Below are 15,976 nucleotides of genomic sequence, written 5' to 3' on the forward strand. Positions count from 1 at the left end.
TAATCCGTGATCGATCGAGAATGGCGATCGATGACCCGCGCGGGCTACGGTCGCCGTATGCCCCAACCAGTACTCGACATCGTGGCCCTGCGCAGCCTGACCGCGATCGCCGACCACGGTGGCTTCCACCGCGCGGCCCAGGCACTCGCCCTCAGCCAGTCGGCGGTCAGCCAGCACGTCCGCAGGCTGGAGAAGACGCTGGGCAGGCCCGTCGTCGAACGCGAGGGCCGGGGCACGCGGTTCACCCCGGAGGGCCGACTGCTGCTGGAACAGGCACGGCGTGTCCTCGCCGTCCATGACGAGGCCGTACGCACCCTGCTCGACGTCGACGGCGACACGATCACCCTCGGCTCCACCGAACACGCCGCCGACCAGTTCCTGCCCCGGCTGACCGCGGCCGTCGAGGCGGTGCGCCCCGGCTGCCGGGTGCGGTTCCGGATCGACCGGTCGGCACGGCTGGTGGAGGCGGTGGAGCGCGGCAGCGTGGATGTCGCGGTGTACGTCACGGAGGCCGCGGCAACAGAGGGCACACCGGTGGGCGGCCTCCCCCTGACCTGGCACGCCCCGCCCGGCTGGGCACCCCCGGCAGCCCCCGCACCCGTTCCCCTGGTGGCGATCGAGGACCCCTGCGCGATCCGCCGCCGCGCCATCGCGACCTTGGCCGAGCAGGGCGTCCCGGCGTCGGTGGTAGGCGACGCGGGCTACCTGGCGGGCGTCCTCGACCTGGCCCGCACAGGCAGGGGAGTAGCCCTCCTGGCGGCGGTAGGCCCGGCCCCGGACGGCCTCACCCCGTACGAGGGCCTCCCCCCGGTCCCCTCGATCCCCATGAGCGCCCTGGCCCGCCCAGGAGCAGACCCGGCAACGGTAGAGGCCGCGTTCACGGCGGTGCGACAACTACTGGGTTAGGTGGGAGCGCCCCTTCAGGGGCGCGGGGAACTGCGCGACAAGCCCCCACCGGCGCGCGCCAAACGAACTACCTATCCCCCAAGGACCGTTCCAGCGCGGCCCGTTGAAGCGGCAGCACCTCGTTGTGCAGCTCACGACCACGCGCCGTCAAAGCCACCCGCACCCCCCGCCGATCCTCCACACACATGCTCCGCTCAACCAGCCCATCCTTCTCCAACCGCCCGATGAGCCGAGACAACGCACTCTGACTGAGATGAACCCGCCCGGCAATGTCCTGCACCCGGCACTGCTCGCCCGGGTCGGAGGAGCCCGCCGCGGCGTCCGCCTCGGCGACGAGGACGTCGAGCACCTCGAAGTCGCTGGCCCCCAGGCCATGCGGATGCAGCACACGATCGATCTCGCACATCGTGCGCGCATGCGCCGCCAGGATGTCCCGCCACTGGTCCGCCAGCCCCGCACCGGCCTTGTTCACTGCCATGCACCCCATGTTAATGCGTATGCATAAAAACCGGCGTGGCGGGACGGACGGGACCCGGACGACTCAGGCGGACCCCCGCTTGATCAGCTCGGTCGGCAGGATCACCGCCGCAGGATCCTCCCCGCCGATCTGCGCGAGCAGCACCCGGACCATCTCGGCGCTGATCCGGTCGTACGGCTGTCGGATTGTCGTCAGCTGGGGCCGGGCGGCCAGCGCGGCCGAGGAGTCGTCGAAGCCGCCCACGGACACGTCCCCGGGAACGGACCGCCCCGCCCGCTCCAGTGCCGTCAGCACCCCCTGTGCCATCAGGTCGGACGCGACGAACACGGCGTCCAGGTCCGGGCACTGCGCCAGCAGCCGCTCGGCCCCCGCTTCCCCACTGGCCCGGCTGTAGTCGCCGGAGACGACGAGCCGGTCGTCGTACTCGATGCCCTCCTCGGCCAGGACCTCCCGGTATCCGGCGAGGCGCTCCACACCGCCCGGGGTGTCGAGCGGGCCGGTCACCACGGCGATCCGGCGGCGGCCCAGCGACAGGAGATGGCGGACCATGTCCCGGGCGCCGTCACGGTCGGCCGCCGCCACATAGCTCACCTTGGAACCGAGCCCGATCGGCTTGCCGCACGCGACCAGCGGGACGCCCGCCTCGCACAGCTCCTGCGCGACCGGGTCGCCGGAGTGGCTGGAGACCAGCAGCACCCCGTCGACGTGACCGGCGGTGATGTACCGCGTGATGCGGCGCCGTTCGTCCTCCGTGCCCGCCAGCATCAGCAGCAACGGGATGTCGTGCGCCGCCAGTGCCTGGGTGCAACCCCGCAGCAGGACATTGAAGTTGGGGTCCTCGAAGAACCGCTCCTGAGGCTCCGTCAGCAGAAAGCCGATCGAGTCGGAGCGGCCGGTGATGAGCGAACGGGCGTGGCGGTTCACCACGTAACCCGTCTTGCGGATAGCCGCGTTCACCGCCTCCTGGGCGGTCGGGCTGACATAGTGCCCGCCGTTGAGCACACGCGAGACGGTGCCTCGTGAGACCCCCGCCTCGCGCGCCACGTCGTGGATCGTCGGCGGTTTGCGCCGGCCCCCGGTATTGCTCATGGTCATGACTTTACGGCTCCGGACAGCAGGTCGAGGCTCCAGAACCGCTGGATGACCAGGAAGAGCGCGACGAGCGGGATGACCGCCAGGAGCGCGCCCGTGATCACCAGTGTGTAGAGGGCCGGGGTGTTCGCTCCCTGTTCGAGAAGCGTGAACAGACCCAGCGTGATCGGGAACTTCTCGTCGTCGCTGAGCATGATGTAGGGGAGCAGGAAGTTGTTCCACACGGCCACGAACTGGAACAGGAACACCGTCACCAGACCCGGGATCATCATCGGGAGCGCGACCCTGGTGAAGATCCGCCACTCGCCCGCGCCGTCCATCCGCCCGGCCTCGACCACGTCGGCCGGCACTGCCGCCGCCGCGTAGATCCGCGCGAGGTAGATGCCGTACGGGGAGAGGATCAGCGGCAGCAGCACGGACGCGTAGGAGTCCGTGATGTCGGCCTTCGCCAGGAGCAGGTACTGCGGGATCGCGAGGATCACCGGCGGCATCAGCACGCCCGCCATCAGGACGCTGAACACCGTCTCCCGGCCGCGGAAGCGGTAGATCGCGAGGGCGTATCCGCTGATGGCGCTCACCGCCGTCGACAGAAGGGCGCCGAGACCGGCGTACAGGGCGGAGTTGCCCATCCACTTCCAGTAGACGCCGTCGCGGTAGGCGCTCAGCTCCTTCACGTTGTCCGTGAAACCGCTGCCGGGCAGGAACGTGAACGTGGAGAACAGCTCACTGCCCGACTTCGTCGCCGCGATCACCACCCACGCGACGGGCAGCAGGCAGTACAGGGCACCCAGGAGCAGGGTGATCGTCGGGACCAGGGCGATGCGGCTGCGCAGGGGTGGGCGTTGTGCGGTGCCGGGCCTGGTGCCCGTCGCCGCCTCCGCCTTGCCCACGGCAAGAGAACTCATCGTGCTGCCTCCTGCTTGTTACGGGAGTTCGCGGCCCGCAGGAAGCCGAACGAGAGGATCAGCGTGACGATCGCGATGATCGTCGCCTCGGCCGCGGCCGAGTAGATGTCACCCTTGCCGAAGGCGTCCTGGTACACCTTCATCAGCGGACTCCACGTCGTGGACACGGAGTTGGTGAGCGGCTTGAGCGTGGTCGGCTCGCTGAACACCTGGAGCGTCGCGATGATCGAGAAGAAGAAGGTCAGCACCAGCGAGGGCGCCACCATCGGGATCTTGATCCTGAGCGCGACCTGCAGCGGGGTGGCGCCGTCCAGCTTCGCCGCCTCGTACACCTCGGCCGGGATCGACCGCAGCGAGGTGTAGATGACGATCATGTTGAAGCCCGTACCGCCCCACACCGCGATGTTGGACAGGGCGAGATACAGCGGACCGCCGTCCAGCAGGTCCGGCTGCGGCATCCCCAGCTTGTCGAGGACGAAGTAGAAGGGGCTGACGTCCGGGAGGTAGAGGAAGCCCCAGAGGAGAGCGGCGACGACGCCGGGAATGGCGTACGGCAGGAAGATCGCGAGCCGGGTGAAGGGCGCGAGGCGCACCTTGTCCGCGTCGAGCATCAGCGCGAAGACAAGGGCGAGACCCAGCATCACCGGGACCACGATCGCGCCGTAGCCGACCACGCGCAGCGCGCCGTCCAGCAGCTCGCTGTCGGTGAGGGCGTCGGTGTAGTTGCCGATCCCCGCCCAGACCTCCTTGCGCGCCCCGGAACCGAGGCCCAGGCCGGACACCTTCACCTTGTGGAGGCTCAGCCAGAGCGCGTAGCCGATGGGCAGCGCGAAGAACAGGGCGAAGAGGATCACCGCGGGGAGGAGGAAGGCGTACGGGGCCCCCTTGACCCCGTACGACCTCCGGCGTGCGCTGGTCACTCCGCGACTCCGAAGCCCTGCTTCTTCAGGTCGGCGACCGTGTCGTCCTGCATCGTCTTGAGGGCAGCACCGAAGTCCGACTTGTTCTTCGCGGCCGCGGCGAACGCGTCCTTGAACGAGGTGTACGCCACGTTCACGTTCGGGCCCCAAGCGGACGGCGCCGTGGTCTTCGCGATCTCGGCGGCCTTGGTGTAGAAGTCCGACTGGTTCGAGAAGAAGTCGGGCGACTTGAGGAACGCGCCGCTGAGCTGGGCGCCCGAGGCGGCCGGGTAGATCCCGCCCTCCTTGGCGAGCGCGGCCAGTGCGTCACCGTCGGTGTTCAGCCAGGCGGCGAACTTCGCGGCGGCCGCCTTGTGGCCGGAGTCGGTGGTGACGGCGGTCGAGGAGCCGCCCCAGCTGCCCGTCACGTCCTCGGAGGCCGACCACTGGGGGAGCGGGGCCATGGCCCACTTGCCCTTGGTGTCCGGCGCGGCCGTCGTCAGCGTGCCCGGCGCCCACACCGCGCTGACCCACGCGATCTGCTTGCCGGTGTTGAGCGCCTTGTTCCAGGCCGGGGTGTACATCGGCTGGTTGTCGATGGCGTCCTCCTTGACGAGGTCGCCCCAGAACTTGGCGACCTTCTGGGTCGCCGCGTCGTCTATACCGACCTTCCACTTCTCGCCGGAGGTCGTCCACCACTTGGCGCCGGCCTGCTGGGCGAGGCCCGCGAAGAGACCGGAGTCGTTGGCGGAGAAGGTGGTGAGGTCCTTGTCCGGGGCCTTCTTCTTCAGGTCACGGGCGGTCTGGGCGAACTCCTCCCAGGTCGTCGGGACCTTCAGGCCATACTGCTTGAAGAGGTCCTCGCGGTAGTAGAACATCATCGGCCCGATGTCCTGCGGCACCGCGTACACCGCGTCCGTGCCCAGCGTCGTCTGCTGCCAGACCCCGTCGGCGAAGTCCTTCTTCGCGTCGCCGACCTCGCCCGAGATGTCGGCGAGCGCGTCGTTGCTGACCAGCGTCGGCAGCGCCTGGTACTCGGCCTGCACCAGGTCCGGCGCCTTCTTGGCCTTGTGCGCGGTGAGGATCTTGGTGACCAGGGTGTCGCCGGACGCCTGCTTCTTCACCGTGACGGTGATCTGCTGCTCCTTGCCCGGCCCCTTGTTCCACAGGTCGACGACCTTGTCCATGCCGGGCGTCCAGGTCCAGTACGTCAGCGACACCGGGCCGGACTGGGCTTCGCTGTCGTCGTCGGACCCGCATGCGGCGAGTGTGGTGGCGCCGAGCGTGACGGCGACCGCGGTTGCCACGAGGCGCCACTGCTTCGTGTTCGGCATGGAACGTTCTCCCCTGACCATGGGGCTCCCGCCTGCTGCGAAAGCCCGCCATGCTTCTGTGAGCGTTCACAGTAGAGAAACATCCTCGACACTTGTCAATGGTTGTTGCCATGAGGTTATCTAGGCCCCGCGCCGCTAAAGCTGTGTGTGCACGTTCCCAAGATATGTTCCAGAGCGACAGACCGATCGGGAGACAATCCATGCCGGAGACCACCCCCACGGGCCTCACCAGGCTGGCCTTCGGCGGGGACTACAACCCCGAGCAGTGGCCGGAAAGCGTCTGGCAGGAAGACGTCCGGCTGATGCGCGAGGCCGGCGTCACGATGGTCAGCGTCGGAATTTTCTCGTGGGCCCTGCTGGAGACCGCGCCCGGGGTGTACGACTTCGGCTGGCTCGACCGCCTCCTGGACCTCCTGCACGAGAACGGCATCCGCGCCGACCTCGGTACGCCCACGGTGGCTCCGCCGGCCTGGTTCTACCGCGAGCGCCCGGAAGCCCTGCCGGTCACCCCGGAGGGCGTGCGCTACGAGTTCGGCTCCCGCGCCGCGATCTGCCACAGCAACGCCGACTACCGGGCCGCCGCCGCGAACATCACCACGCAGCTCGCCGAGCGCTACGGCTCCCACCCGGCGCTCGCCATGTGGCACGTCCACAACGAGTACGGCGTCCCGGTCTCGGCCTGCTACTGCGACTCCTGCGCCGCCCACTTCCGCCGCTGGCTGGAGACGACGTACGAGACGGTCGACGGCGTCAACGAGGCCTGGGGAACGGCCTTCTGGGGCCAGCGTTACGCCACCTTCGAGCAGATCAACCCGCCGCGCGCCACCCCCACGGTCGGCAACCCGGGCCAGGCGCTGGACTACAAGCGGTTCGCCGACGCCACCATGCGCGAGAACTTCGTGAGGGAGCGGGACATCCTGCACCGCCTCGCGCCCGGCATCCCGGTCACCACCAACTTCATGACCGCGCTCAGCCAGTGCGACTCCGTCGACTACTGGGCCTGGGGCCGCGAGGTCGACATCGTCACCAACGACCACTACCTGATCACCGACGGCCGCCGCACCCACGTCAACCTGGCGATGGCCGCCGACCTCACCCGTTCCGTCGGCGGCGGCGCCCCCTGGATCCTCCTGGAGCACTCCACCTCGGGCATCAACTGGCAGCCCCGCAACCCCGCGAAGGCACCGGGCCAGATGGCCCGCAACTCCCTCGCCCACGTGGCCCGCGGCTCCGAGGGCGCGATGTTCTTCCAGTGGCGCCAGTCCCGGCGCGGCGCCGAGAAGTTCCACTCGGCGATGCTCCCGCACGGCGGCACCGAGACCCGCGTCTGGCGCGAGGTCGTCGAACTCGGCGCCTCCCTCGACTCGTTGGCCCCGATCCGCGGCACCCGCACGGTCGCCGACGTGGCCGTCCTGTGGGACTGGCACTCCTGGTGGGCGCAGAACCTCCAGTGGCGCCCCAGCGAGGACCACGACCCGCGCGAGCGCGCCGACGCCTTCTACGAGGCCCTGTACGACCGCCACCTCACGGTCGACTTCGCCCACCCGGAAGCCGACTTGTCGGCCTATCCCCTTGTCGTCGTACCCGCCCTGTACCTGATGACGGAGGCCGCCGGGAACAACCTCAAGGAGTACGTCGAGAACGGCGGCACCCTCGTCGTCTCGTACTTCTCCGGCATCGTCGACGAGCACGACGCCGTGCACGACGGCCCCTACCCGGGCGCCCTGCGCGACGTACTCGGCCTGACCGTCGAGGAGTTCTCGCCGCTGCTCCAGGGCGACGCCGTACGCATCACAGGACCCGACGGCTCCGAGCTGACCGGCGACGTCTGGACCGAGTTCGTCGTCCCGCGCGGCGCCGAGACCGTGTGGACGTACGCCGACGGACTCACCGCCGACCAGCCGGCCGTCACCCGCCACCGCCTCGGCGAGGGCACCGCCTGGTACGTCTCCACCCGCCTCGACGCGCACGGCCTGGACGCCCTGCTCGGCTGGGCCACCGAGGACGCCGACCTCGCACCCCGCGCAGACCTCCCGCACGACGTCGAACTCGTCCGCCGCACGGGCGAGTCCGGCACCTACCTGTTCGCCGTCAACCACACCGCGTCGGACGCCAAGGTGCCCCTGGAGGCCCCCGGCACCGAACTCCTGACCGGCGAACGAGCCTCGGGCCGCCTCGCGCTGCCCGCCGGAGCCGTCCGGGTCGTACGACTCGACAGCTGAGTTCGACGACCGAGCCCGACCGACCGGGCTCGACGGCTGAGCCGCAAGTTCCCCTCCGCCCGTGCGTGCCACGAGAGCCGCGGGCGGAGGGGCCCCTCCTTCCCCTCGGGAGGGACACCCCCAACCCATCACGTCGAAGGGACGACGGACGACGATGTTCCATCCCAGACGCACACCCGGGCGCACCACCAGGCGCGCGCTCAAGGCCCTGCTGCTCCCGCTCGCCGCGGGCCTCGCCCTCACCGCCCTGCCCGCCACCTCCGCACAGGCGGCCAGCACCCTCACCAACGGCGGCTTCGAGGCCGACGGTTCGGGCGCTGCCGTACCCAACGGCTGGTCGGAGTACGGCAGTACGGGTGCCTCGTACGTGGAGTCCGGTGGCCACGGCGGCAGTTACCGCCTGTCCCACTACTCCGCCTCCGCCTACAAGGTGGAGACCTACCAGTACCTGTCCGGGCTGACCAACGGCAACTACAAGCTCACCGCGTGGGTGCGCTCGGGCGGCGGCCAGAACTCCGCCTACATAGCCCTGAAGAACTGCGGCAGTTCGGAACAGCGCACCGACCTGCCCGTCTCCGCCAGCGGGTGGATCCGGATCGTCGTGCCGATCGCGGTGACGAACAACCAGTGCACGATCAGCATCAACTCCGATGCGAACGCGGGCAACTGGATCAACGTCGACGACCTGACCTTCGCCTCCGGCACCGGCGGGCTGTCCATCAAGGGTGCCGACATCTCCTCCCTCCCCAAGAGCGAGGCGCTGGGCGGTACTTACAAGTCCAGCTCTGGCACGACGAGCGACGCGCTCACCGTCCTCAAGAACTCCGGCATGAACTACGCGCGCGTCAAGGTCTGGGTCAACCCGGCCGACGGCTACAACAACAAGACACGCGTCCTCGCCATCGCCAAGCGCATCAAGGCGCAGGGCATGAAGCTCCTGGTCGACTTCCACTACTCGGACACCTGGGCCGACCCGGGCGCCCAGTCCAAGCCGGCCGCCTGGGCCGGACACTCGTACAGCCAGCTGAAGACGGACGTCTACAACCACACGTACGACGTTCTCAACGCCCTCAAGTCCCAGGGCACCACCGCCGACATGGTCCAGGTCGGCAACGAGATCAACGGCGGCATGCTGTGGTCCGAGGGCTCGACCTCCAACTGGTCGCAGCTCGCCGGGCTGCTCAACTCCGGCTACGACGCGGTCAAGGCGGTCAACTCCGGTACGACCGTCGCGCTGCACCTGGCCAAGGGCGGCGACCTGTCGGGCACCCGCTGGTGGTTCGACAGCGCGGTCTCCAACGGCGTGAAGTTCGACGTGATCGGCCTGTCGTACTACGGCTACTGGCACGGTTCGCTCTACGACTTCCAGACCACCCTGGACGACGCGGCCTCCCGCTACGGCAAGCCGGTGTACGTCGCCGAGACGGCCTACCCCTTCCGTCTCGACAGCGAGGACTCGCACGAGAACATCATCGACCTGAGCAGTGAACTGGTCTCCGGGTACCCGGCGTCCACGGCCGGGCAGTCGGCCTGGTTCCGGGACATCCTGAACATCGTGGAGGCCGTCCCGAACGGCCGCGGCCTCGGCGTCTTCTACTGGGAGGCGACCTGGACCGCGGTCACCGGCAACGGCTGGGACCCCACGGACTCCTCCTCCGGCAACGGCTGGGAGAACCAGGCCCTGTTCGGCTACGACGACAAGGCGCTCCCCGCGATGACGTGGTTCAGCCACCGCTGAGCCCGAAGTGACAGGGGCCCGGACACCAGAGGGGGGTGTCCGGGCCCCTGCGCGTTGATGTGCAAGGGCTTGCTCGAACTCACGTACGTGACGAGGAGGGTTCGACCTCGGCCAAGAGGTGCGAAGCCCCGGACGTGGCGGCCCTGTCTGCGGGACATTGGGAAGTGCGGCACGGGGTGACCGGGACGAGGAGGCGCGATGCTGAAGAGACCGGGGGGCGGGCAACGCCTGGAGATCCTGGAGTGGCTGAAGGATCCGGCCGCGCATTTTCCGGCCCAGCGGCACGGGGATCCGGTCGAGGACGGGGTCACGGCGGCGGCCGTGGCGGCGAAACTCGGGGTTCCGCGGTCTGTGGCCCACAGCCATCTGGGGGTGCTGGCGGGGATCGGGGCTGTTCGTACGAAGCGGATTCGGTGGCGGACGTTTTATCGGCCTGATGAGGTGCGGATTGCTGAGGTGGCTCGGATGTTCGAGAAGGGGTGGTGACTTGGTGGGTTGACTTTGGCTGCGGGCCGGTGGGGGCTTGTCGCGCAGTTCCCCGCGCCCCTATCGGGGCGCCTTACCGCAACCTGGATAAGCTGCACCCCCAGCGTTGGCATGTTGACCGACGCGGCGGTGAGTAGGAGACGTACGAGCATGACCGCCCCCGCCACCCCCGTTCTGCGCGGTCAGGCGCCCGTCGTCGCAGTGGTCGCGGTCGGTGGTGCGATCGGGGCCTGTGCCCGGTACGGGGCCGCCCTCGTTTGGCCTGCGCACAGCGGGGGATTCCCCTGGACCACCTTCTGGGTCAACGTCGTCGGCTGTGCCGTGATCGGCGTGTTCATGGTCGTCGTCACGGAGGTATGGGCCGTTCACCCCCTCGTACGGCCCTTCTTCGGGACCGGTGTGCTCGGGGGGTTCACCACCTTCTCGACGTACGCCGTCGACATCCAGAAGCTGGTCGAGCACGGTCACCCCGGCACCGGGTTCGCCTACCTCGCCGCCACCCTCCTCGCGGCCCTCGCCGCCGTGACGCTCGCCGCGACCGCCACCCGGCGGGTCCTGAAGGGTAAGAAGTCGTTGTGAACTGGCTGCTCGTGATCGCGGGCGGAGTGGTCGGCGCACCCCTCCGGTATCTCACCGACCGGGTGGTCCGGTCCCGGCACGACACCGCCTTCCCCTGGGGCACCTTCGCCGTCAACGTCACCGGCTGTCTGATCCTCGGTCTGCTCACCGGCGCCGCCCCGGGCCAGCACCTCCAGCTGCTCCTGGGCACGGGCTTCTGCGGTGCGCTGACCACGTACTCGACCTTCTCGTACGAGACCCTGCGGCTCGCCGAGGACGGGGCCGGTCTCCTCGCCGCCGCCTATGTGACGGCGAGCGTGGTGGCCGGGCTCGGGGCCGCCTTCGCGGGCGTCTGGCTGGGCGGGGCGCTGTAGGGCCGGTCGGAGGGCGACCGGGTCTTGCCCGCGTGTAGTAGGACTGGCCGCCGCAGCCCGCCCCTCCCCAGCAGAACTGGATTCCATGAGCGCCATCTCCGTCGGTCAGGCCGTCGTCCTCGGAGCCGTCGAGGGGGTGACCGAGTTCCTGCCGGTCTCCTCGACGGGTCATCTGAAGATCACCGAGGGGCTGATGGGCATCCCCGTCGACGACGACGCCGTCGTCGGGTTCTCGGCCGTCATCCAGGTCGGCGCGATCGCCGCCGTGCTCGTGTACTTCTTCAAGGACATCGTCCGGATCGTGTCCGCGTGGGGGAGGGGGCTCGTCAACCGTGACGAGCGGCACCACCACGACTACAAGTTCGCCTGGTGGGTCATCTGCGCGACGATCCCGATCGTCGCCGTGGGCCTCGCCGCCAAGCCGCTGATCGAGGGGCCACTGGCCTCGCTGTGGGTGGTCGCCGCCTCGCTGATCGTCGGGAGCGGGGTGATGTGGGCCGCGGACCAGATGGGCCGGCACAAGCGCGGCGAGGACGACACGTCGTTCAAGGACGCGATGCTGGTGGGCAGTTCACAGATCCTGGCCCTGTTGTTCCCCGGCTTCTCCCGCTCGGGCGCCACCATGTCGACGGCGCTGATCCTCGACCTCGACCGGGTCGCCGCCACCCGGCTCTCCTTCTTCCTCGGCATCCCCGCCCTGACCGGCGCCGGGCTGTACGAGCTGAAGGACGCCCTGGGCGCGGGCGTGGGCGTCGCGCCGCTGGCCGTCGGCACGGTGGTCTCCTTCGTCGTCGCCTATGCCTCCATCGCCTGGCTGCTGAAGTTCGTCGCCAAGCACTCCTTCGACGCGTTCGTGATCTACCGGATCGTCGTCGGGGTGCTGCTGCTGGGGCTGCTGGGGGCGGGCGTCCTGAACTGAGCGCCCAGGGTCAGCCGGAACCGCTCGTGCATCCGGCCGGGGTCACGGGGGCGCGGCGAGCGCTCTCCCGTGGGCTGGAACCCCATGCGTAGGTAGAGGCCCCGCGCGGCCGTGTTGCCGTCCACCACCGTCAACGAGACCGACGTGGCACCGCGCCGAGCCGCGTGCTCGACAGCCGCGTCGATCAACGCTTCCCCCACGCCTCGCCCGCGCCAGGACGGAGCCACCCACATCGCGTCGAGCTGGCGCTCGTCCTCGGACGACGCCGGCGGCGCCACCAACGCGGCGATGCCCACCGCCTCCTCCGCGGTCCGGGCCAGGAACCAGTCGCCGACCAGGATCCGCCGACGCCAGAACGCCTCGTCCCGCGCGCTCTCCTCGGCCAGGGTGGCACCGAACGCGTCGGGGTCCACCTCCAGCGCGCGCAGACGTAGTGCCTTGAGCGCGGCCCAGTTCTCGTCGCCCACCCGTTCGACCCTCGGCATGCCCATATGGTCGTGGCATCCGGGCAAGGCCCTCCACGGATTTTCCCGCCGAGAGCCGCCTCAAGCTGCCTCCGTACCCGGAGTGTGAGGCGGTCCCGGGCCGCGCACCCTTGACAGCCCCGTCCCGCCACCCGGAGTATCACCCCCGTGAACCTGTCAGACAGCCAGACAGGTGGCTCGGTACCGCGGCGCGTCAGCGCGATGGAAGCGGTCCTCGGTCATCTGCGCAGCGCCATCGAGCGCGGAGACTACGCCGTGGGGGACAAGCTCCCCTCCGAGGCCGAGCTGTGCCGGCGCCTGGAGGTGAGCCGGCCCGTGCTGCGGGAGGCCCTGCGGGCCCTGCAGACCATGGGCCTGACCGTCTCCCGTACCGGCAAGGGCACCTTCGTGGTGTCCAGCACCGTCGAGGACCCCACCTTCGGCGACTACGCGGCCAGCGACCTCCTCGAAGTCCGCCGGCACGTCGAGATCCCGGTCGCCGGCTACGCGGCCGTACGACGTACGCCCGAGGACCTCGACCACCTCGCCCACCTGCTCGACCGCATGGAGCACGAGACCGACACCACCGCGTGGGTCGCCATGGACACCCTCTTCCATCTGGCCGTGGCGCAGGCCGCCCAGAACCCGGTGTTCCGCCGGGTGATCGAGGAGATCCGGGACGCGCTGGCCCGGCAGTCGGCCTTCCTGAACGAGCTGGGCGGCCGGCGCGAGCAGTCCAACCGCGAGCACCGGGCGATCGTCGAGGCCCTGATCGACCGCAGTGAGCACGACGCGGTCGAGGCCATGTCCCACCACCTCGACCGGGTCTCCCGGACCCTCACCGACATCGTGCGCCCCGCGCACACGGACACCCCCCACGAGACATCCCCGGAAGGCGGAACCGACGCGTGAGCGAGCAATCCCTCCAGGACGGTACGGAGCACAAAAAGGCCGTTCACGTCGACGCCGGTGACGCGGGCTACAGCAAGTCGCTGAAGGCCCGGCACGTCAACATGATCGCCATCGGCGGTGCCATCGGCACCGGCCTGTTCCTCGGCGCGGGCGGCCGACTGGCCGACGCCGGCCCGTCCCTCTTCATCGCCTACGCGGTCTGCGGCATCTTCGCCTTCCTCGTCGTCCGGGCACTGGGCGAACTCGTCCTGTACCGGCCCTCCTCCGGTGCGTTCGTGTCGTACGCCCGTGAGTTCCTGGGCGAGAAGGGCGCGTACATCGCGGGCTGGATGTACTTCCTGAACTGGGCCACCACCGGCATCGCCGACATCACCGCGGTGGCCCTCTACACCCACTACTGGGGCCTGTTCTCCGACATCCCGCAGTGGGTGCTCGCGCTGATCGCCCTGGCGGTCGTCCTCACCGTGAACCTGATCTCGGTGAGGATGTTCGGCGAAATGGAGTTCTGGTTCGCCATCATCAAGGTCAGCGCCCTCGTCGTCTTCATGCTGATCGGCATCTTCCTGCTGGTCACCCAGCACGAGGTCGACGGCACCACCCCCGGCCCGTCCCTGATCACCGACAACGGCGGCGTCTTCCCCAACGGCCTGCTGCCCATGCTGCTGATCATCCAGGGCGTCGTCTTCGCCTACGCCTCCGTCGAACTCGTCGGTGTCGCGGCGGGCGAGACCGAGAACCCCGAGAAGATCATGCCGAAGGCGATCAACTCGATCATGTGGCGTGTCGGCCTCTTCTACGTCGGCTCGGTCCTCCTCCTCTCGATGCTGCTGCCGTGGAACAAGTACACGTCCGGCGAGAGCCCCTTCGTGACCGTCCTGTCCAACATCGGTATCCCGGCGGCCGGCGGCGTGATGAACCTGGTCGTCCTCACGGCGGCCATGTCGTCCCTCAACTCGGGCCTGTACTCCACCGGCCGCATCCTGCGCTCCATGGCGATGTCCGGCTCCGCGCCGAAGTTCACCGGCAACATGAGCCGCAGCCAGGTCCCGTACGGCGGCATCCTGCTCACCAGCGGTTTCTGCGTACTCGGTGTCGGCCTGAACTTCGTCGTCCCCGCCGACGCGTTCGAGATCGTGCTGAACTTCGCCGCGATCGGCATCCTCGCCACCTGGGGCATGATCATGGTCTGCCACCTGGTGTTCTGGCGGAAGACCGAGAACGGCGAGCTGACCCGCCCGAGCTACCGCCTCCCCGGCTCCCCGTGGACCGAACTCGTGACGCTGGCCTTCCTCGCTTCCGTCCTGGTCCTGATGTACGCCGACGGCGGCGCCGGCCGTACCACCGTGCTGTGTCTCCCGCTGATCGCAGGAGCACTGGTCGCGGGCTGGTACGGCGTCCGCGCCCAGGTGGCCCGCAAGGCCGCCGAAGGCAACCCTTCCACCCCCTCCAACCCGTCCACCGGATCCAGCGGGTCGGCCGGAGCCGACGCGTGAACCACGCAGTGATGCAGGATGCAGTAATGCAGGAAGCAGCGCAGGCAGCCATGTACGGCAGTTCTCTCGCGGACGCTCCCGCGATCCGTGAACCCCTCCACTCTCCCGTCGCGCACCTCGTGCGCGGCGGGGTCATCGAGGGCATCCACTACGGTTCCGTCGTCGTCCTCGGCGCCGACGGCCAGGTGGAGTTGCAGGTCGGCGACATCGAGGCGGCCTTCTATCCGCGCTCCGCCCTGAAGCCGGTCCAGGCGGTGGCGATGCTGCGGGCGGGCCTGCCTCTCGACGGCGAACTGCTGTCTTTGACCGCCGCCAGTCACTCCGGCGAGGAACGCCACCTGGCCGGCACCCGCCGCATCCTGGAACTCGCCGGCCTCACCGAGCACGACCTGCGCAACGTGACGGACCTGCCGTTCGACCCGGTCGTCCGGGACACCTGGATACGCGAGGGCCGACCGCCCTCCCGCCTCGCCCAGAACTGCTCCGGCAAGCACGCGGCCATGCTCTACACCTGCAAGCTCAACGGCTGGCCCCTCGACACCTACCTCGACCCCGCCCACCCCCTCCAACAGGCGATCGCCGAGATCGTCGAGGACCTCACCGGCCAGCACATCGCCCAGGTGACCGTCGACGGCTGCGGCGCACCCCTCTTCTCCATCTCCCTGCACGGCCTCGCCCGTGCCGCCGCCCGGATCACCACCGCCGCCCCGGACACCCCGGAGGCGCTGGTCGCCGACGCGATGCGCGACCACGCCGAGATGGCCTCCGGCTCCGGCCGGGACGTGGCCGCGCTGATGCGGGCAGTGCCCGGGCTGCTCAGCAAGGACGGCTTCGAGGGCGTCCAGGTCGCCGCGCTCCCGGACGGCCGTTCCGTCGCGGTGAAGATCGCCGACGGTGCGAATCGGGCGCGCGTTCCGGTGACGGCGGCGGCGCTAGTCCGGGCCGGTGTCGAGGGGGCGGCGCTCACCGAGTTCGCGGGTGAGGCTCTGCTGGGGGGCGGCGAACCTGTCGGCAGCGTCCGACCGGCCCGCGTGCTCGATCCGGTGGTGCGTCGGTAAGGGGATCCGCACGCATTCCTTCCTCGCCCCCGCCGCCCCTACCCGTCCCATCCCGGGGGGGGGGGGGGCGCCCCCCCCCCCCCCCCCCCGCGCGGCGCGGGCCGGCTAAGACGACACGTGGGGGGGGTTGGGGGCGGG

The 15,976-nt window shown here is 69.6% G+C and carries 16 protein-coding genes; 10 read left to right on the forward strand and 6 right to left on the reverse strand.

The features are described from left to right. Positions 1–57: 57 nt before the first annotated feature. Entirely contained in the window at positions 58–906 is an 849-nt protein-coding gene (locus tag ACWCRB_RS14850) for a LysR family transcriptional regulator (RefSeq protein ID WP_450996414.1), read from the forward strand. A 67-nt stretch (positions 907–973) separates the two neighbouring features. Here the strand turns inward: ACWCRB_RS14850 and ACWCRB_RS14855 are convergent, their stop codons facing one another. The 5 genes from ACWCRB_RS14855 to ACWCRB_RS14875 all read right to left on the reverse strand — a co-directional run bounded on the left by ACWCRB_RS14855 (position 974) and on the right by ACWCRB_RS14875 (position 5,614). Continuing rightward, positions 974–1,384, reverse strand: a complete 411-nt coding sequence (locus ACWCRB_RS14855) for a MarR family winged helix-turn-helix transcriptional regulator (protein WP_450996415.1) — start codon at positions 1,382–1,384, stop codon at positions 974–976. A 63-nt stretch (positions 1,385–1,447) separates the two neighbouring features. Beyond that, positions 1,448–2,479, reverse strand: a complete 1,032-nt coding sequence (locus ACWCRB_RS14860; protein WP_369031876.1) for a LacI family DNA-binding transcriptional regulator — start codon at positions 2,477–2,479, stop codon at positions 1,448–1,450. After that, positions 2,476–3,381, reverse strand: a complete 906-nt coding sequence (locus ACWCRB_RS14865) for a carbohydrate ABC transporter permease (RefSeq protein ID WP_450996416.1) — start codon at positions 3,379–3,381, stop codon at positions 2,476–2,478. The genes ACWCRB_RS14860 and ACWCRB_RS14865 overlap by 4 nt, the downstream gene beginning before the upstream one ends. Beyond that, positions 3,378–4,301, reverse strand: coding sequence for a carbohydrate ABC transporter permease (locus tag ACWCRB_RS14870; RefSeq protein ID WP_450996417.1), 924 nt, complete (start codon positions 4,299–4,301; stop codon positions 3,378–3,380). Before ACWCRB_RS14870 ends, ACWCRB_RS14865 begins: the two co-directional genes overlap by 4 nt. After that, entirely contained in the window at positions 4,298–5,614 is a 1,317-nt protein-coding gene (locus ACWCRB_RS14875; RefSeq protein ID WP_450996418.1) for an ABC transporter substrate-binding protein, read from the reverse strand. The genes ACWCRB_RS14870 and ACWCRB_RS14875 overlap by 4 nt, the downstream gene beginning before the upstream one ends. Before the next feature lie 200 nt (positions 5,615–5,814). Between ACWCRB_RS14875 and ACWCRB_RS14880 the strand changes: the two genes are divergently transcribed. From ACWCRB_RS14880 to ACWCRB_RS14905, 6 genes are all read left to right on the forward strand, one after another. Beyond that, entirely contained in the window at positions 5,815–7,836 is a 2,022-nt protein-coding gene (locus tag ACWCRB_RS14880) for a beta-galactosidase (protein WP_450996419.1), read from the forward strand. A 154-nt stretch (positions 7,837–7,990) separates the two neighbouring features. Continuing rightward, positions 7,991–9,574: a glycoside hydrolase family 53 protein gene (locus ACWCRB_RS14885; protein WP_450996420.1), complete on the forward strand. Its 1,584-nt coding sequence runs from the start codon at positions 7,991–7,993 to the stop codon at positions 9,572–9,574. 198 nt (positions 9,575–9,772) lie between these two features. After that, entirely contained in the window at positions 9,773–10,060 is a 288-nt protein-coding gene (locus ACWCRB_RS14890; protein WP_450996421.1) for a helix-turn-helix domain-containing protein, read from the forward strand. Positions 10,061–10,210: 150 nt separating this feature from the next. Beyond that, positions 10,211–10,639: a fluoride efflux transporter CrcB gene (gene crcB / locus ACWCRB_RS14895; protein WP_450996422.1), complete on the forward strand. Its 429-nt coding sequence runs from the start codon at positions 10,211–10,213 to the stop codon at positions 10,637–10,639. Further along, a complete protein-coding gene (crcB, locus tag ACWCRB_RS14900) occupies positions 10,636–10,992 on the forward strand; it encodes a fluoride efflux transporter CrcB (protein ID WP_450996423.1) in 357 nt (118 codons plus the stop codon). The genes crcB (ACWCRB_RS14895) and crcB (ACWCRB_RS14900) overlap by 4 nt, the downstream gene beginning before the upstream one ends. 85 nt (positions 10,993–11,077) lie before the next feature. Beyond that, positions 11,078–11,911, forward strand: a complete 834-nt coding sequence (locus tag ACWCRB_RS14905) for an undecaprenyl-diphosphate phosphatase (RefSeq protein WP_450996424.1) — start codon at positions 11,078–11,080, stop codon at positions 11,909–11,911. Here the strand turns inward: ACWCRB_RS14905 and ACWCRB_RS14910 are convergent. Continuing rightward, positions 11,851–12,396 (reverse strand): GNAT family N-acetyltransferase, encoded by a 546-nt coding sequence (locus tag ACWCRB_RS14910; protein ID WP_450996425.1) that lies wholly within the window; start codon positions 12,394–12,396, stop codon positions 11,851–11,853. The two genes, ACWCRB_RS14905 and ACWCRB_RS14910, sit on opposite strands and share 61 nt — an antisense overlap. Positions 12,397–12,597: 201 nt before the next feature. Between ACWCRB_RS14910 and ACWCRB_RS14915 the strand changes: the two genes are divergently transcribed. From ACWCRB_RS14915 to ACWCRB_RS14925, 3 genes are read left to right on the forward strand one after another with little or no spacing between them, the layout of a single operon-like run. Beyond that, a complete protein-coding gene (locus tag ACWCRB_RS14915; RefSeq protein ID WP_450996429.1) occupies positions 12,598–13,287 on the forward strand; it encodes a FadR/GntR family transcriptional regulator in 690 nt (229 codons plus the stop codon). After that, positions 13,284–14,780, forward strand: coding sequence for an amino acid permease (locus ACWCRB_RS14920; protein ID WP_450996426.1), 1,497 nt, complete (start codon positions 13,284–13,286; stop codon positions 14,778–14,780). The genes ACWCRB_RS14915 and ACWCRB_RS14920 overlap by 4 nt, the downstream gene beginning before the upstream one ends. A 50-nt stretch (positions 14,781–14,830) precedes the next feature. Continuing rightward, positions 14,831–15,838 (forward strand): asparaginase, encoded by a 1,008-nt coding sequence (locus tag ACWCRB_RS14925; RefSeq protein ID WP_450996430.1) that lies wholly within the window; start codon positions 14,831–14,833, stop codon positions 15,836–15,838. The last annotated feature ends 138 nt before the right edge of the window (positions 15,839–15,976 follow it).

This window comes from Streptomyces sp. NPDC002156 (assembly GCF_053593675.1).

What these genes read in the sequence shown, in the direction of transcription:
- ACWCRB_RS14850 (WP_450996414.1), top strand. Translation starts at nt 58, where the DNA reads ATGCCCCAACCAGTACTCGACATCGTGGCCCTGCGCAGCCTGACCGCG.
- ACWCRB_RS14855 (WP_450996415.1), bottom strand. Translation starts at nt 1,384, where the DNA reads ATGGCAGTGAACAAGGCCGGTGCGGGGCTGGCGGACCAGTGGCGGGAC.
- ACWCRB_RS14860 (WP_369031876.1), bottom strand. Translation starts at nt 2,479, where the DNA reads ATGACCATGAGCAATACCGGGGGCCGGCGCAAACCGCCGACGATCCAC.
- ACWCRB_RS14865 (WP_450996416.1), bottom strand. Translation starts at nt 3,381, where the DNA reads ATGAGTTCTCTTGCCGTGGGCAAGGCGGAGGCGGCGACGGGCACCAGG.
- ACWCRB_RS14875 (WP_450996418.1), bottom strand. Translation starts at nt 5,614, where the DNA reads ATGCCGAACACGAAGCAGTGGCGCCTCGTGGCAACCGCGGTCGCCGTC.
- ACWCRB_RS14880 (WP_450996419.1), top strand. Translation starts at nt 5,815, where the DNA reads ATGCCGGAGACCACCCCCACGGGCCTCACCAGGCTGGCCTTCGGCGGG.
- ACWCRB_RS14885 (WP_450996420.1), top strand. Translation starts at nt 7,991, where the DNA reads ATGTTCCATCCCAGACGCACACCCGGGCGCACCACCAGGCGCGCGCTC.
- ACWCRB_RS14890 (WP_450996421.1), top strand. Translation starts at nt 9,773, where the DNA reads ATGCTGAAGAGACCGGGGGGCGGGCAACGCCTGGAGATCCTGGAGTGG.
- crcB (WP_450996422.1), top strand. Translation starts at nt 10,211, where the DNA reads ATGACCGCCCCCGCCACCCCCGTTCTGCGCGGTCAGGCGCCCGTCGTC.
- ACWCRB_RS14905 (WP_450996424.1), top strand. Translation starts at nt 11,078, where the DNA reads ATGAGCGCCATCTCCGTCGGTCAGGCCGTCGTCCTCGGAGCCGTCGAG.
- ACWCRB_RS14910 (WP_450996425.1), bottom strand. Translation starts at nt 12,396, where the DNA reads ATGCCGAGGGTCGAACGGGTGGGCGACGAGAACTGGGCCGCGCTCAAG.
- ACWCRB_RS14915 (WP_450996429.1), top strand. Translation starts at nt 12,598, where the DNA reads ATGGAAGCGGTCCTCGGTCATCTGCGCAGCGCCATCGAGCGCGGAGAC.
- ACWCRB_RS14925 (WP_450996430.1), top strand. Translation starts at nt 14,831, where the DNA reads ATGTACGGCAGTTCTCTCGCGGACGCTCCCGCGATCCGTGAACCCCTC.